We start from the raw sequence: 14874 nt of genomic DNA, 5'->3' as shown, positions 1-14874 counted from the left end.
TTTCTAACTCTGTTGCACAAGATGAAGAGGCGACTGCAAGCATCATCAGCCCATTACACTGAAATGAGTCCCCGTTCGTTGGAAAGTACACAACTATGACGATTCGTGAGGAACTAATCCGCGAAATTGAGCAGGCACCCGATGATGTGCTGCAAGCGTTGTTGACTCTATTAAGGCTGACCCAGATGCCTCAATCCAAGCCTTCAGTGCTGGTTCAGTCGTCTGAGAGCCGTGCAGGGTCGCCAAAGCATTATCCGCTGCGGGGCTTACCCTTAGTGGTTGCGGAAGACTTTGATGCCCCAATGACAGATTTGTGGGACGCATTAGGGTCATGATTTTGTTGGATACGCATATTTGGCTGTGGCTACTGCATGACCCTAGCCGTCTATCGGATGCGGCGAATCAACGGATTGCGATGCAAGAATCGCCAGATGGTTTGTTGATTTCGGCGATTTCAGTTTGGGAAGTGGCAGTGAAGGTGGGTATCGGAAAGTTGACGCTACCATTGCCGATCGCAGACTGGTATGAACAAGCGAGAACCCATTCAAACACAGTGATTGAGCCGTTGAATCCGCTGGATGCGATCGCCAGTACGCAACTACCCGAAGAGTTTCATAAAGATCCGGCGGATCGCATTTTGATCGCGATCGCACAACGCTACAGCATTCCACTGGTGACTTGTGATAGCAAGATTTTGAGCTACCCCCATGTGAAAACAGTTTGGTAAAAGGGGCAGGGTTTGTCCATTGATTGCGATCGAGATTGCATTTTAATTGGCTAGCGAAACCTGCCTCGATTAGCCTCCCAGGCTCAATCAGGCATATTCAGTGAAGTGAACGGTTGAGCAATCACCGCTCTGTTAGCAGCTTATTGATCCAGGGAATTCTAGCTATAGCAATACCGTGCAAAGTTAGTTTTTGACATAATTAGGTGCTACCAAAATGATGCCTTTGTTTTTTCAAGCGCCAGATTTAAATTCTATTAATTTTTTCTCGTCAGAGCTTATTGGCGATCTATCACAGGTAATACTTATAGATCTGGCTAAAGTTTTGCGTGAAATTGCAAAGCAAGACTTTCTAAACTGGATCATTAATATTAAAAAAGTAAATGAAGGAAAAGCTCTTCTTGATATGGAGGAGTACCAAGAAGCAATTAGGCTTTTTAAGGAAGTTATTAGAAAAGAACCAAAGCATCATGAAGCTTGGTTTATGAGGAGTCTGTGCCTTTTACTATTGGGTGAGTTAGAGCAGTCGATTCGCTCTTTTGACCAGACGATAAAAAGAAGAGAGTCTCATCAGGCTTATCACTATAAAGCGATCGCTCAGATTTTACTTCAAGACTATGAGTCTGCTTTGCAAAGCCTAGAGAAAGCAATTCAGCTAAACCCTAGGATTTCCGAAATATGGTTTGATAAAGCCAGAATCCTTGAGTAACTCGCCAAATATTCTGAAGCAATAGATATTTATAATCAAGCACTTGCTATTAAGCCTGATAATCATTCGGCAGCTATCCGTGCTGATCTTCTAAAAGGCTGCTTTGAGGAAACTTTGGATATCTTGATTGGAAAAAGCTCTGCTCTGATACAGAAATCAAGGTATGAAGCTGCTGCTGCATATATTAGTAGAGCAATTGAAATAGATGCTGAAAATGCTGAGGTCTGGAATCTAAGAGGAGACGTTTTAAGATGGAATTCTGATCATCAAGATGCTATTTATTCATACCAGACAGCAATCGACATTAACTCACAGCTAAGTCAATCGCATTACGGAAAAGGGATGTCATTTTATCACTTGGGGCGTTATGGACTTGCTTATAAAGCATTAAAGCAATCTGTGAATTTAAACGAAAATTTTAGCGATGCATACTTCCATCTAGGAATGACTTCATACCAACTGAAATATTGGGATAAAGCAAATGAGGCGTTTACTAGATTTTGTGAACTGAACCCAGATGCTGTTAGAGGATTGCTGCATAAAGGGCACACGTATCGAAAACGTGGGGACTTTTCTAATACTTTAAAGGCATTAAATACTTACCAAGAAGTTTTAAGAAAAGATCCTGCAAATCTCCAAGCCTTGACCTGTATAGGCAATGTTCATCTTACTCTAAACGAAGAGAATTCTGCTTTAGAGGCGTTCTCTAAAGTGGCAACTCTAAATCCTAATGACCAATTTGCAACATCAATGGTTTGGAGACTATATCAAAGATGTGAAGAAAGAAGGCTTAAACATGAGGGAGAACTTGAGTATAAAAGAGAAAGACGACAAAAGAAGTTGGAAGAAAGGAGGCGAGAAAAGGAATTAAAAGAGATGTTTGAGGATAGGGAACGCTCAAAACGTAAGTGGTTTGGATTATTTTAGCTTTAAGAATTGAAATATATGGCAATGTGGGATTGCCAAGTTGCTTCAAAAGTAGCCAGCAGAGATACATGCGAGGTTTAGTAAACTCGTTGACAAACGCTAGGAGAAGCGCGATCGCAAAGCTATTGAGTCTGGCAGTATAAAGCAATGTCCAGCTAAGCGGCTTTCCGTTTATCCCTCGTCCTTTCCTTTGGCTAAGGTTGCGATCGCGTCTCCTAAAGCGGTAGTTAAACTTTTACGAGTTTGAATGTGGTTTGCTTGTTCGGTTTGGAGTGCTTGCGTCAGGCGATCGCACTCGATCAAGGATTGCGTCAAGCGCGATCGTAACGCTGCTTCAGTTTTCAAGTCACTGACCGCTGCTTGAATTTCGGGAGTCCTGCCGGTGCCGCTTTCATCTGGCTGCATTCGGGCTTTAAGCTGCTGAATTTCTTGCTGGAGCGTGCCGATGGCTTGCTGGGTGAGCTTTGCTTCAACCCGTCGCTGTTGGGCTTCTGTTTCATAGCGCTGCTGCCAATTGATCGCGCTAGCATAAGCCTCTTCTCGCTCTTGGCGCATCTCTATTAACTGCTGCTTTAGCGCTTTAATTTCGTCTAGCCATTGCGTTACATTTTCGGTCATCGGCTTAGCACCATTCTATTTAGCACCATTACATATTTAAGAGCGTAGTCAAAAACTTGGGAGCAGGCAAAATAATCAGCAATAGCAATGCCAGAGAAACAATCCCCCACAAATCGCGGCGATTATCCAACTCAGTCACATCGTTGAGGGCAGGTTCATCCACAGCAGGGATTAGAAACAAGAGAACTGCCCAAAGTAATAGATGTCGATGCCAAAAGGACAAAATCAGTAAAAATAAACGGGCAATTTGACCGACTATTGCGCCCATTCGTTGCCCCAACATCGCATGGACAACGTGTCCGCCGTCGAGTTGCCCCACAGGCATCAGGTTAAATGCAGTCACGATTAACCCTAAACTGCTGGCAACCCCAACCGGATGCATTTTCAGGGCAGTATTCGCCGTCAAAGCGCCACCCAAAATCAGCTTGCTCAATAGGGTTAACAACAGCGAAAATCTCGGATCAAATGCCTGAAAGTTGAACAGTTCGGGCGTTGAGGGTAAGGCGATGACGGTAGAGTGTGCCAATCCCCACATCAGCAAAGGCAGGGCGATCGCAAAACCAACTAAAGGACCTGAAATGCCTACATCAAACAGCGCTCTACGGTTTGGAATGGGCGAACGAATTTGAATAAATGCCCCAAAAGTGCCAAACGGAAACCAGGGCAGCGGCAGGACGGGAATAAAGTAAGGAAGCGTGGTGCGAATTTGATGGCGACGAGCCGCGAGATAATGGGCGAGTTCGTGGATTCCCAAAATAGTTAAGAGGGCGATCGCATAGGGAACCCCTTGGGCGATCGCGGTTAGAAATCCTTGCCCAGACTTGCTGAATACATCCGAATTTCCGCTAATTTGTGACCAAGCAAGACAAGCCGTAAAAAAAGTTGCTGCCAGCAAACTTAAGGCGAGGACTGGACGGTTGATTGTACTTTGCCCACTTTGGGCGCTTTTAGCATAGGGATTGGTCACCAAGGCAAAAAATGGCTTACCGTTGCTCCCTTCTTGAAAGACGACTAGAAAGCGATCGCCAAATTTCTCCTCCACATTGCCCCGAACCGTTTGATATGCCACTTCGGGCTGGCTTTTTAAATGTCCCCGACAAATTACAGCTTGAGGACGATACTCTAAATTTTGTAGATAATAGATTGACCAAGGAAAACAGGCTTGTAAATGTCGCTCCTCTGATTGGTCAATCGGACGAAGAGCAGAGGATTCTTTCGGCAAGTCGCTCTTCTCCGACAGAGAAGTATCCAACTCGCGGCTTGCGGGAGAACTGGTTTCAGAAGTGGGGATTCGTCCCCATTGAATCAAAAAGAAATAAAGTGTTAGACACACGACTAAAGGAATGAATATTAAGTAAAAGGGCGGCGTTTTTTTGTCATTCGCGAGCGTCCAGCCAATCCAAATGGAGGCAGGCATCATGGCAACTAGCCACAATAACCAGGTTGGGGTTCGAGATACGCTAGAAACCCCTCGCACGATAAAGTAAGTCGTTAGCCCTAGCAAAAAGAGCAAAAATAGAGGGTTCATGAGTCTAAAATGTATGCGGCTGAGAAGCCTACACTCCTAGCCAAGGTGAGACAAAAACAATGACCCGCGCGATCGCAGTCTTAAAAAATCGCAGAATTCAATTAGTTTAGAGTTGGATCGCTCAAAGATAAAATATTTATTCGACCCGCGCAGACATTGAATTATAACAATTTACTCAGAATCAACGGATACTCAACCCATCCTCTCTAGTGATCCCAGTTGACTGTTCAACATCGCCCTTTGTCAAACTGAAACCGTGTCTTTAACCTTTCCACCCATCCCAGAACCATCTATCTCAGAACCCCTCGTTCCAGAACTGGCTCAACGCCAACAATCCGATAAGTTACCTAAACTTCTTTTCGATGGCAAGAACGATGCCGTCTCGTCCAGTGTTTTTTCTTTCTCCCCCAACCGAGACACTTTAGGAGGCACCGCTTATTTCATTGCAGAAGAGTTCAACACTTTAATCGATTGTCCCGCTTGGAACGACATAAACCAACACTTTTTGCAACAGCAAGGCGGAGTGCAATGGCTCGTTTTGACCCATCGGGGCGCGATCGGTAAAGCCAAAGAAATTCAGCAAACCTTTGGCTGTAACATTCTTATCCAAGAGCAAGAAGCTTACCTATTGCCAGGATTAACCGTCACAGCTTTTCATCAAGGCTTTCAGCTAACCCCCCAAAGTCGCGCGATTTGGACGGCGGGACACTCTCCCGGCTCCTCCTGTTTATACTACGGCGGATTTGACGGCATCTTGTTTACTGGCAGGCATCTATTACCTACGCCCCAAGCGTCTATCATGCCAATCAAAACTGCCAAAACATTTCACTGGCGCAGGCAACTCCAAAACATCGAGAAACTGGTAGCAGAGTTCACCCCGGAAACCTTGCACTACCTTTGCCCTGGAGCCAACATTGGATTTTTGCGGGGTAAAACTTATATTGACCAAGCCTATCGGCACTTGAGCGAAATCAATACCGCGATCGCAAATCCCTCGTTAAAATAGAATACCCAGACTTTTAGAGGAAGGTTCCAGATTTATACTCGTCCCCTTGCTCGCTTGATTGAGCAGCTTCAACATTTACCAGGCATCGGTCCTAAAAGTGCCCAGCGGTTAGCGCTTTATATTCTCAAGCGTCCTGAGGAAGAAGTGAAAGCACTCGCGATCGCCCTAATGGAAGCCAAAACTCAGGTCGGTTTTTGCTCAGTTTGCTTTCACCTATCCGCCGATCCCGTCTGTGAAATTTGTAGATCGCCGAACCGAGATAGCAACGTGCTTTGCGTTGTATCAGATTCTAAAGATGTCATTGCCCTAGAAAAAACCCGCGAATATCGAGGGAAGTATCACGTGTTGGGTGGAACCATTTCACCCATGGATGGCATTGGACCCGATCAGCTTCACATTCAACCCTTAGTGCGCCGAGTCAGTCAGCAAAAAATCGACGAAGTAATCATCGCCATCAGTCCCAGCGTGGAAGGAGAAACCACGACCCTGTATGTAGGGCAACTGCTGAAACCGTTCACCAAAGTAACCCGCATTGCCTTTGGCTTGCCTATGGGTGGAGATCTAGAATATGCCGACGAAGTCACCCTAGCACGGGCACTAGAAGGGCGGCGAGAACTCGATTAAACTCCATTAAATGGGCAGCGATCGCCCCTCAAACGTCCGCATAGATTGCCCTTACCCTAGCCCACAGAAGAGAGAATCAGAAATACCTCAAAGTCTTTCTCCTTAGGGAGTAGACCAAAGGGCGTGCGAAGCAGGGTTGGAATGAGGGAAAAATTAGTTCCCATTAAGCTACTTCATTCTTTGCTTGATAAAGTTGAGAATTTGACCCATCTGCTTCTTCATGCCGTCGATTTCTGCCTGCATAGTAGCGATCTTTGCATTTAAAGCTTGAATATCGGCACTAGAACTTGAGGCGGTTGCAGCGGGCGCTGTTGGCGCAACGGGTGCCACTCCTGCGGGGGGACGGCGCTTTGCCTTTGCCATTGCGGTTTTAATCGCCGTAATTAGCTGCGGCTGATCAAACGGTTTTTGGACAAATTCAAAATATTCAAACGGTTCTTGCAGCTTTTCAGTGACTTCTTCCTTGCGCCCTGACATTAGCACCAACGGAATGGCTTGTAGTGCCGGTTGGGTTTGAATATTTTGGAACACTTCCCAGCCGCTCATTTTGGGCAGCAGAAAATCCAACATAATCAGGTTGGGGCGCTCTTGTTGAATCAAATTCAGTCCCTGAACGCCATCCTTGGCTTCAAGTACTTCAAAGTTACCTTTGGGTAACATGTCGCGAACCATCGTGCGGATAACGTTGCTGTCGTCGATAACCAGGATTTTGTGAGCCACAGCTTAACTCCTTGGTGGTCTGGGGAATGGTAAAAAGAGGAAAAATTTCTAATGTCTTATGAGAATAATGTATTTGAATAACCCAATTAAGCAGGCTGCTATTAAAAGGGCGATCGCATCAATCTAACTCTCAGTATTGTACTCATGCTGCACAATTACGCCATAGCTGAATCAATAGCTTAGCCTTTGGGCGACTGAATAATCTTTCCAATTGGAAGGATTATAGACGGCAATAACGACAGCCGCATGGCGAATAGAAATAATCTGGCGATCGCCCATCCACTTTTCCCTTACCTGCTTTTGAATAGAACGCCTTAAAATCGTTATCATATCGGTCTTGATGGATTATTTATTCGCGAGTCACTGTTAGTATTCCCGCCTTTATGCCTGTTGAAACGAACTCATCCGAAATTTTCTCGAACCAGGACGATCTCGCAAACGCTGACTTGTCGGGTCGCGCTCAACTAGTGAACCTCCCAGATTGGTTGCGTCGCCCAGTAGGAAAAGCCAGCGAACTCTCTACGGTGCAACGCATTATTAAGCAGCGGCAGATTCATACCATTTGTGAAGAGGGTCGGTGTCCGAATCGAGCAGAATGCTATGCCCAAGGCACTGCCACCTTTTTGTTGATGGGACCCACCTGCACGCGATCGTGTGCTTTTTGTCAGGTAGACAAGGGTCACGCTCCCATGCCGCTTGATTTAGAAGAACCAGGGAAAGTTGCGGAGGCAGTGAGCTTACTCGGACTCAAGTATGTGGTGTTAACCTCTGTTGCGCGAGATGATTTACCGGATCAGGGCGCAGATTGGTTTGTGCAGACGATGGATGCAATTCGTCAAAAGAATCCTGATGCCCAAATCGAGGTGCTGACTCCAGATTTTTGGGGCGGCAAGGAAGAAAAGTTTTCCTCGGAGACTCTTCAGCAGCAGCGAGTGGAAACCGTGGTTAAGGCTAAGCCTGCTTGCTATAACCACAATATTGAAACCGTGGAACGACTCCAGGGAAAGGTGCGGCGCGGTGCCAAATATCAGCGATCGCTGCGAGTATTGCAACTCGTTAAAGCAGTGAATCCCTCCATTCCCACCAAATCAGGCTTGATGCTTGGACATGGCGAAACTGAAGATGAAATTTTGGCAACCCTCCAAGATTTGCGCGCGATTGGCTGCGATCGCCTGACTCTTGGTCAATATATGCGCCCCTCCCTAGAACACCTACCCGTTCAAAAATATTGGACACCCGATGAATTTACCCAGCTTGGCGCGATCTCTCGTGAAATGGGCTTTTCCCATGTGCGATCGGCTCCCTTAGTCCGCAGTTCCTATCATGCAGGAGACAAAAGTTAGGAGTTAAGGGGGATACGGGGGATTCTGTCAATTCAACTTCAATCACTGCTATTCTCAAAAAGCCGACCACGATTTCTGTGGAAAGCTTCGCAAACGTCTCATGAATTGCCTTATTCTTGCCTGATGAAAATTGCAACTTGGAATGTCAACTCCATCCGTACCCGGCTGCCCCACACAACCGACTGGCTAAAAAATACTTCAGTAGACGTACTGTGTTTGCAAGAAACGAAGGTGGTGGATGAGAAATTTCCCCGCGATGCTTTTACCGAAATTGGCTATCACGCCGAATTTTTTGGGCAGCCCAGCTATAACGGTGTTGCGATATTAAGCCGGGAACCATTGAGCGATGTTAGCCGAGGGTTTGCGCCCATTTTGGGCGACCGCGTTGCCGAGTTTGACGAACAGAAGCGGGTGATCACCGGGATTATTGGCGATTTGCGCGTGGTGAATTTGTACGTGCCCAATGGTTCAGCCGTGGGTAGCGAAAAGTATATTTACAAGCTGCGCTGGCTGGAAGTGCTGCACGATTATTTGAAAACGTTGATGCTGGAGCCTAATCACCTTCTAGTGTGTGGCGATTTCAATATTGCCTTAGAAGACATCGATATTCATGATCCAACCGGGCGGGTGAATCAGGTGATGGCAACAGATCTAGAACGAGTGGCGCTGCAAGTGATTTTGCGGTTGGGCTTGGCGGATGTGTTTCGCAAGTTTGTCAAAGACGGGGGACACTTTAGCTGGTGGGATTATCGCTCGGCGGCGTTTCGGCGTGACTTGGGCTGGCGGATTGATCACATTTACCTATCGCCTGACCTCTATGAAAAAGCGATCGCCTGCACGATCGACAAAGCTCCCCGCAAATTAGAACAACCCAGCGACCACACACCAGTCATCGTTGAAATCTAGCCTTTTACGCAACCAACGAACCACACAACTGTTCTTCCAGTGCCAGTTCCATGGCGGCAGTGTCTCGAATCGCTTGCTGCATAACTTGACGAACAGGCATTCCCTGTTCATGCGCCTTCAACCAGCGCTGAGCTTCGTTGCCGTCTCGCAAAATCTTTTTTAGGGGCGGTAAAAAGCAGCTAAAGCCTTGTTTTTTGGCGGTATCCCACACTTCTTGGTAAAGCTGTTCGATCCAATCTTTGGCGATGATTGGGCGACCATCCTGCCAGTGGCGTAGTTCAGCCTCTAAGCTAAGTTTGCCCGCAGCGAGTTCATTGGCATCGGTGATGGTGATCAGGTCTTCGCTAGAAAGCTGGCTCATTTGCAACGGATCAAGACCGGGATTGGCGATCGCCTGCAATAGTCGGGCTTCCAGGAGTGCTGTAATTGCCAGTAGGGAAAGCGGATCTACTACTAGATCACAGATTCGTAGTTCTACCCGATTCAGGTTGTAGGGGCGGCGATCGCCATTGGGTCGCACCGAACTCCACAAATGACGCACGTTTTGCATGGTGCCTGCCGCGAGTTGCTGTTCCGTCCAGCGGACAAAGTGAGCATGGCTTTCAAACAGCGGCACATGGGCAGGCGTTTTAGGAAACAGGCTCCAGCGGGTGGAGTGATAGCCTGTTGCGGCTCCATTCAGAAACGGCGATGAGGCAGTCAGAGCCAAAACTAGGGGTGCTTCCACTCGCACCAATCGACAGGCACGCATCAGCATTTCCAGATCGGAAATACCGATATTAATATGAATGCTGGCAGTGACAACCTTGGTGCCGTAGGTCTGCTCAATGTAGGTATGGTAGGGATTGCCAGGATCGGAGCGCATGAAGCCATCGCTGCCGCCCAACGACAAAGTGCTACCCGGCAGTAGCGTGTAGTCGCCCAACTGTTTTAAATAGTTACGAAGCTTAAATCGGGGCTGCAATAGGTCACACAACAGCCGCTCATAGCGATGACAGGGCGGCGTGGTATATTCCACATTGCGGCTATCGGGTTCACGTACAAACCCATCTAATGCCGCCACGATTTTATCTGAAAGCCCAACGGCATCGCCCTCAGGGGTGCTGGTGTAAATCTCAACTTCAAAGCCTTTAGATAGCACAGTGATTCCTCCCTGAACGCGATCGCTTCCACTCTAGTATCAGGGAAAAGGTGAATCAGTGATTCAACCAAAAGCATGAAACTAGACAAGCAGAAGTGCGAAGCGTCGATGCTTCAAGTGGTAAGGGGAGTGGAGCTAGTGATCAGAGAAGTGGGTGAGCCTAAGCCATCGTTGAGTTCTTCTAGACGTTGCTCATGGTCTGGGGTAGAGGATGGCATGATTTCATCTTCAATTTGCAGGCGATCGCAGGGAATGGTATCTGCTAAAATCGCGCTTGCCATCATGCCACAGTGAATTTCTAGCAGCGAATCTGGCAGAGTCTCAAAAATCAAGCGCTGCCCTGGAAACACAACCCGCTCAAAATACCAGTTTGGAATATTAGTAATCCGAGCAATTTGCATACGGCTCGTGGCATTAACATAGCAGCAAGTAATTGCACCGCGCTGATCAGAAGGTAAGGGATCAAAAATCTGAGCCATATTGGGTAGATTGCGCTAAAGGGTTTTTAAAATATGCTCCACCTTAACATCAGCGATCGCGACTAGTTGTAAATCCAATCACCAACCATCAACAGAATTATGTTTTTTAAGGAATTCGTCCTTGGCTCTCTAAGTTCCTTTCTAGAGATTCAGTTCTTGACCAAATGTAAAGCTAGCTGAATGAAAAAACAGTTCAACAATTCCCGCTAATCTGTCCAGGTCACTAAAGTCAGTGGTATCGTAAAGTTGTGTGACATAAACTCAGAAATTATTCTTTTCAAAAATCTCATCGCAAAGTGACCGCTATGGAAAGTCGGATTCTCTACGTTCGTCTCCCCTGCAATCCAATTTTCCCCATTGGCGTTGTTTACCTGGCAGATCATGTCCACAAGCAGTTTCCTGCGGTACAGCAGCGCATCTTTGACTTGGGCACGGTGCCTCCGCTCGATTACGCCAGTGCTTTAGATGATTGTATCGACGGATTTCGACCCACGCTGATCGTGTTTTCTTGGCGAGATATTCAGATCTATGCGCCTGTAGGGGGGCGCGGCGGCAATCCGCTGCAATATACCTTTGAATTCTTTTACTCGCTTAATCCCTTCGTCAAATTGCGAGGCGCGTTTGGGCTAACTCGGATCGCTACGGGATACTATGGCGAGCTGTGGCGCAACCTAGGCTTGATTAAGCGCGGCACCAAACGGGCAAAGAAATATCAACCCAACGCCCAAGTAGTCGTAGGCGGCGGTGCAGTCAGCGTGTTTTATGAGCAGCTTGGGAAAAGCCTACCCAAAGGTTCGATTGTTTCTGTCGGTGAAGGCGAAGCGCTACTCGAACGGATTGTACGCGGCGAAAGTTTGGCTCAAGAGCGCTGCTACATTGTGGGAGAGGCTGCTCCTCGCGATCGCCTGATTCATGAAGTTCCAGCGGCGATCGAGAAAACAGCTTGCAACTATAGCTACATCGAAACGATTTGGACAGAGTTTAATTACTACTTAGAAGCGGAAGATTTTTATGTAGGGGTGCAAACCAAGCGCGGCTGTCCTCATAACTGCTGCTACTGCATCTACACGGTAATCGAAGGCAAGCAAGTCCGGATCAATCCATCGGATGAAGTGGTCGCCGAAATGCGTCAGTTGTATGATCGCGGCATTCGCAACTTCTGGTTCACCGATGCCCAACTGATCCCTGCTCGTAAATATATTGATGACGTGGTGGAATTGCTGCAAAAGGTATTGGATGCAGGCATGAAAGATATTCACTGGGCGGCTTACATTCGTGCCGATAACCTCACGCCCCATCTTTGCGATCTGATGGTGAAAACGGGCATGAACTACTTTGAAATCGGTATCACCAGCGGCTCTCAGGAACTCGTTCGTAAAATGAGAATGGGCTATAACCTCCGCACTGTCCTGCAAAACTGCCGCGATTTGAAAGCTGCCGGGTTCAATGATCTGGTGTCAGTCAACTATTCGTTTAATGTGATCGATGAAACCTTTGATACGATTCGTCAAACGATCGCCTATCATCGCGAACTCGAAAGTATTTTGGGTGCAGATAAGGTAGAGCCTGCCATTTTCTTCATTGGTTTACAGCCGCATACCCATCTCGAAGAATATGCCTTCAAAAATGATATTCTGCGTCCCGGCTATGACCCAATGAACGTCAAGCCTTGGACGGTGCATAAGCTCCTCTGGAACCCTCAACCTCTTGGCTCCTTTTTTGGCAACGTCTGCTTGGAAGCATGGAGACGCAACCCCAATGATTTTGGGCGCGAGGTGATGAATATTTTGGAAGAGCGTTTGGGACGGGCGGATTTGGAAGAGGCGCTATCGGCTCCGATTGAGCAAAAAACCAAGGAATTATTACTGTCAGTTTAGGAAACTCTTTTTACCATGCTTGAAGGTTCAATCCTCTATCAGTTGCGGGCAGCGCACCTATCGGGACAAGGAAGCCAGCGATCGCTGAATTTTGGTGTGTATTACAAAAATACCTTGGTGGCGCTCTGCCATGCGTTAGAGGATTGCATTCTCACCTGTAGCAGTGAACCGCTGGTGATTACGGCGTTTCAGCGGGGCAAGTGGTACTTGGAAGAAGCCGATCGCTATGCTGAACTGGCTGCGAGATCGCGGCAAGTGGTGATCATGGCAGCACCCGACAGCGGCTTTGCCGAGCATTCTACTAGCCAGCGTCAGAATGTGGAGTTGGTCAGCCTGAATGCCGATGATCCGGTGGCAGAGGAGTGGCATTTGATGATCCTGGCTCCCACCTACTCGGCAATGGTGCTGTGTCAGGAGCTATCCGCAGCCGACTACGGCAAGCAAGGCGTTCCCACGGTGGATCTAGAGCGCAAGTTTTACGGCTTCTGGACGTTTGAAGCCAACTTGGTGCAGGAGTCAATGGAACTGGCGATCGCTCACCTTCGCACTTACAATCCGACGCTGGCTGACACGCTAACTGACCACATTCAAGCGATCGTCGCTACGTCAGTCGAACAGCGCGATCCGCTGGAAGCGATTGTCTCTCGTGTGGTGGATTATTTGCAGGAAAGCCATACCAGCACGCCTACCCATCACAGGGTTGAGCAACCCCAAATTTTGGACAGTAACCTGCTATCCAACGAGGTGCAGGCTTTCTTGCGAATGGCTCAACTGACAGATCAAGCGGATACCCTAAATCCAAATGCTGCTGCTGAAGTGGCTACCCTGGTTGAAGCGATGGGGCAATTTCTAGATCTCCCAGTATGGCAGTTAAATCGCCTGAAACTGGCGAGTCTACTTCACCGTTTAGCTCCGTTGCAATCGTCTACATCCATGCTCACGAGTAGCAGCTTTGGACGCTACCCTGAGGAGCAATCTATCGATGCGCCCTGTTGCCCCCTTGTGCCCGGTGCCCAAGTACTTCGCACTATGCCGCAGCTACGGGCGATCGCCACCATCATTACCCACCTGAGCGAACAGTGGGATGGCTCCGGGCAACCCGGCGGTTTGGCTGGCGATGAAATCCCTTTAGAATCTCGCATCTTGGGTTTAGTAGCTGCTTTTCAACAGCAGGTCGCCGATCAACGCGCTCAGTCAGATGAGAGCAGTTTGTCGGAGTGTCTGGCGATCGCCTTGGCTCAATGCCACAAAGAACAAAGCCAGCGTTGGGACCCGAAACTGGTTGATACTCTAACCCTGCTGGTGTCTGGGCTGCAACAGGGACTCAGCCTACCCGTGAGTCTACCCAAAATCTCCGCCGGACTCTGGTTGTTAGATTCCCACGACGAAGCCCTGATTTCTCGCTCTTAGTTCATTTCACTGATGTTCTTATGTCTCTCAATCTTCAATCTTCCGCAACTCAATCTTCAGACGTAAAATACCTTCCGGGTACCGACTTAGAAGAAGCTGACCTGTCGGGGAAAGATCTCCAAGGCGTGAATTTAACTGGCGCGCGACTCATGGGTGCCAATCTGAAGCACACCAAGCTGACCGGAGCCTCTCTAGAAGGTGCAAACTTGTTGGGTTGCCAACTGATCAAAGCGGATTTGCGGGCAACGCTGATGGGTGCAAACTTGATGCAGGCTGACTTGACTGAAGCCGACTTACGCGGGGCAAATCTGCGGGGCGCAAACCTGATGCGATCTCGTCTCACCAAAGCCACCCTCGCCGGATCATTCCTCAGCGGCGCAAACCTAATGGGCTGTAATTTGCAAGGAGCCGACCTGCGCGGCGCTGACCTACGCGGTGCCAATCTCAGCAGTGCCAACCTGCACGGTGCGAACATGATGGAGGCTGACCTTCAAGGCGCGATCGTCAGTGAGGCGAATCTGGAAGAAGCGAACTTGACAGGCGCAAATCTAGCAGGCGCGAATCTGGCAGGCGCGAATCTTCTCTGTGCTGATGTGGAGAATGCCAACTTAGCAGGCACAAGTCTGGCAGGCGCGTGTTTAACCGGAACTGGCTTGGAACCCAAAATGTCCAAAGGTAAATAGGCGGGAAAACCGCGATCGCTGAAGGCCATAACACTAAAAGATATCACCGAAACTATGCGCTTCAACGATACCAATCACCCACCGCAGATAAACCCCGACTCCAACCGATAACCTCTCGGTAGTTGGCGTACATCAGGGTTGTTAAACAGCATTTCTATCGACATCATCTAATGCCAATT

At 48.1% G+C, this 14874-nt stretch carries 17 protein-coding genes; 11 read left to right on the top strand and 6 right to left on the bottom strand.

The window, feature by feature from the left end; all coding sequences use genetic code 11:
* Positions 1–95: 95 nt before the first annotated feature.
* From AC1S5B_RS25340 to AC1S5B_RS25325, 4 genes are all read left to right on the top strand, one after another.
* Complete coding sequence (locus tag AC1S5B_RS25340; protein ID WP_482038444.1) at positions 96–335, top strand: hypothetical protein; 240 nt, start codon at positions 96–98, stop codon at positions 333–335.
* On the top strand, positions 332–727 hold the full coding sequence (locus AC1S5B_RS25335) for a type II toxin-antitoxin system VapC family toxin (protein WP_482038443.1): 396 nt from the start codon (positions 332–334) through the stop codon (positions 725–727). Before AC1S5B_RS25340 ends, AC1S5B_RS25335 begins: the two co-directional genes overlap by 4 nt.
* Before the next feature lie 214 nt (positions 728–941).
* Complete coding sequence (locus AC1S5B_RS25330; protein ID WP_482038442.1) at positions 942–1433, top strand: tetratricopeptide repeat protein; 492 nt, start codon at positions 942–944, stop codon at positions 1431–1433.
* Between the two features lie 114 nt (positions 1434–1547).
* Positions 1548–2360, top strand: coding sequence for a tetratricopeptide repeat protein (locus AC1S5B_RS25325; protein WP_482038441.1), 813 nt, complete (start codon positions 1548–1550; stop codon positions 2358–2360).
* Between the two features lie 171 nt (positions 2361–2531).
* On the opposite strand, the gene AC1S5B_RS25320 is transcribed toward AC1S5B_RS25325, so the two are convergent.
* Positions 2532–2978, bottom strand: a complete 447-nt coding sequence (locus AC1S5B_RS25320; RefSeq protein ID WP_482038440.1) for a hypothetical protein — start codon at positions 2976–2978, stop codon at positions 2532–2534.
* Between the two features lie 28 nt (positions 2979–3006).
* Positions 3007–4506, bottom strand: a complete 1500-nt coding sequence (locus tag AC1S5B_RS25315; RefSeq protein WP_482038439.1) for a site-2 protease family protein — start codon at positions 4504–4506, stop codon at positions 3007–3009.
* A gap of 256 nt (positions 4507–4762) precedes the next feature.
* Here AC1S5B_RS25315 and AC1S5B_RS25310 point away from each other — a divergent pair, with 256 nt between their 5' ends.
* Positions 4763–5512: an MBL fold metallo-hydrolase gene (locus AC1S5B_RS25310; protein ID WP_482038438.1), complete on the top strand. Its 750-nt coding sequence runs from the start codon at positions 4763–4765 to the stop codon at positions 5510–5512.
* 30 nt (positions 5513–5542) lie between these two features.
* Positions 5543–6136: a recombination mediator RecR gene (recR, locus tag AC1S5B_RS25305; protein WP_482038748.1), complete on the top strand. Its 594-nt coding sequence runs from the start codon at positions 5543–5545 to the stop codon at positions 6134–6136.
* 168 nt (positions 6137–6304) lie between these two features.
* Here recR and AC1S5B_RS25300 read toward each other — a convergent pair whose 3' ends face one another.
* On the bottom strand, positions 6305–6856 hold the full coding sequence (locus tag AC1S5B_RS25300) for a response regulator (protein WP_482038437.1): 552 nt from the start codon (positions 6854–6856) through the stop codon (positions 6305–6307).
* Positions 6857–7027: 171 nt separating this feature from the next.
* Positions 7028–7186, bottom strand: coding sequence for a hypothetical protein (locus AC1S5B_RS25295; protein WP_482038436.1), 159 nt, complete (start codon positions 7184–7186; stop codon positions 7028–7030).
* A gap of 53 nt (positions 7187–7239) precedes the next feature.
* On the opposite strand from AC1S5B_RS25295, the gene lipA reads away from it, so the two are divergent.
* Complete coding sequence (gene lipA / locus AC1S5B_RS25290) at positions 7240–8199, top strand: lipoyl synthase (protein WP_482038435.1); 960 nt, start codon at positions 7240–7242, stop codon at positions 8197–8199.
* A gap of 123 nt (positions 8200–8322) precedes the next feature.
* On the top strand, positions 8323–9105 hold the full coding sequence (xth, locus tag AC1S5B_RS25285) for an exodeoxyribonuclease III (RefSeq protein ID WP_482038434.1): 783 nt from the start codon (positions 8323–8325) through the stop codon (positions 9103–9105).
* 4 nt (positions 9106–9109) lie between these two features.
* On the opposite strand, the gene gshA is transcribed toward xth, so the two are convergent.
* Both gshA and AC1S5B_RS25275 read right to left on the bottom strand, forming a co-directional pair.
* Complete coding sequence (gshA, locus tag AC1S5B_RS25280) at positions 9110–10246, bottom strand: glutamate--cysteine ligase (protein ID WP_482038433.1); 1137 nt, start codon at positions 10244–10246, stop codon at positions 9110–9112.
* Between the two features lie 113 nt (positions 10247–10359).
* Entirely contained in the window at positions 10360–10725 is a 366-nt protein-coding gene (locus AC1S5B_RS25275; protein ID WP_482038432.1) for a DUF1830 domain-containing protein, read from the bottom strand.
* 305 nt (positions 10726–11030) lie between these two features.
* Between AC1S5B_RS25275 and AC1S5B_RS25270 the strand changes: the two genes are divergently transcribed.
* Genes AC1S5B_RS25270 through AC1S5B_RS25260 form a run of 3 tightly spaced genes read left to right on the top strand, consistent with a single transcriptional unit; the run spans position 11031 to position 14695 of the window.
* Complete coding sequence (locus AC1S5B_RS25270; protein WP_482038431.1) at positions 11031–12602, top strand: photosystem II high light acclimation radical SAM protein; 1572 nt, start codon at positions 11031–11033, stop codon at positions 12600–12602.
* 15 nt (positions 12603–12617) lie between these two features.
* Positions 12618–14012 (top strand): DICT sensory domain-containing protein, encoded by a 1395-nt coding sequence (locus AC1S5B_RS25265; protein ID WP_482038430.1) that lies wholly within the window; start codon positions 12618–12620, stop codon positions 14010–14012.
* Positions 14013–14032: 20 nt separating this feature from the next.
* Positions 14033–14695 carry a pentapeptide repeat-containing protein gene (locus AC1S5B_RS25260; RefSeq protein ID WP_482038429.1) on the top strand — a complete coding sequence of 221 codons (663 nt, stop codon included), beginning with the start codon at positions 14033–14035 and terminating at the stop codon, positions 14693–14695.
* Positions 14696–14874 lie beyond the last annotated feature (179 nt).

This window comes from Leptolyngbya sp. CALU 1928, assembly GCF_056784215.1.
Note: the sequence above shows the minus strand (reverse complement) of the source record. Positions and strands in the feature narration are given on the sequence as shown.

Bases quoted from the DNA above. Each gene is read 5' to 3' on its own strand.
- AC1S5B_RS25340 (WP_482038444.1), top strand. From the start codon at position 96: ATGACGATTCGTGAGGAACTAATCCGCGAAATTGAGCAGGCACCCGAT.
- AC1S5B_RS25335 (WP_482038443.1), top strand. From the start codon at position 332: ATGATTTTGTTGGATACGCATATTTGGCTGTGGCTACTGCATGACCCT.
- AC1S5B_RS25330 (WP_482038442.1), top strand. From the start codon at position 942: ATGATGCCTTTGTTTTTTCAAGCGCCAGATTTAAATTCTATTAATTTT.
- AC1S5B_RS25320 (WP_482038440.1), bottom strand. From the start codon at position 2,978: ATGACCGAAAATGTAACGCAATGGCTAGACGAAATTAAAGCGCTAAAG.
- AC1S5B_RS25315 (WP_482038439.1), bottom strand. From the start codon at position 4,506: ATGAACCCTCTATTTTTGCTCTTTTTGCTAGGGCTAACGACTTACTTT.
- AC1S5B_RS25295 (WP_482038436.1), bottom strand. From the start codon at position 7,186: ATGATAACGATTTTAAGGCGTTCTATTCAAAAGCAGGTAAGGGAAAAG.
- lipA (WP_482038435.1), top strand. From the start codon at position 7,240: ATGCCTGTTGAAACGAACTCATCCGAAATTTTCTCGAACCAGGACGAT.
- xth (WP_482038434.1), top strand. From the start codon at position 8,323: ATGAAAATTGCAACTTGGAATGTCAACTCCATCCGTACCCGGCTGCCC.
- AC1S5B_RS25275 (WP_482038432.1), bottom strand. From the start codon at position 10,725: ATGGCTCAGATTTTTGATCCCTTACCTTCTGATCAGCGCGGTGCAATT.
- AC1S5B_RS25270 (WP_482038431.1), top strand. From the start codon at position 11,031: ATGGAAAGTCGGATTCTCTACGTTCGTCTCCCCTGCAATCCAATTTTC.
- AC1S5B_RS25265 (WP_482038430.1), top strand. From the start codon at position 12,618: ATGCTTGAAGGTTCAATCCTCTATCAGTTGCGGGCAGCGCACCTATCG.
- AC1S5B_RS25260 (WP_482038429.1), top strand. From the start codon at position 14,033: ATGTCTCTCAATCTTCAATCTTCCGCAACTCAATCTTCAGACGTAAAA.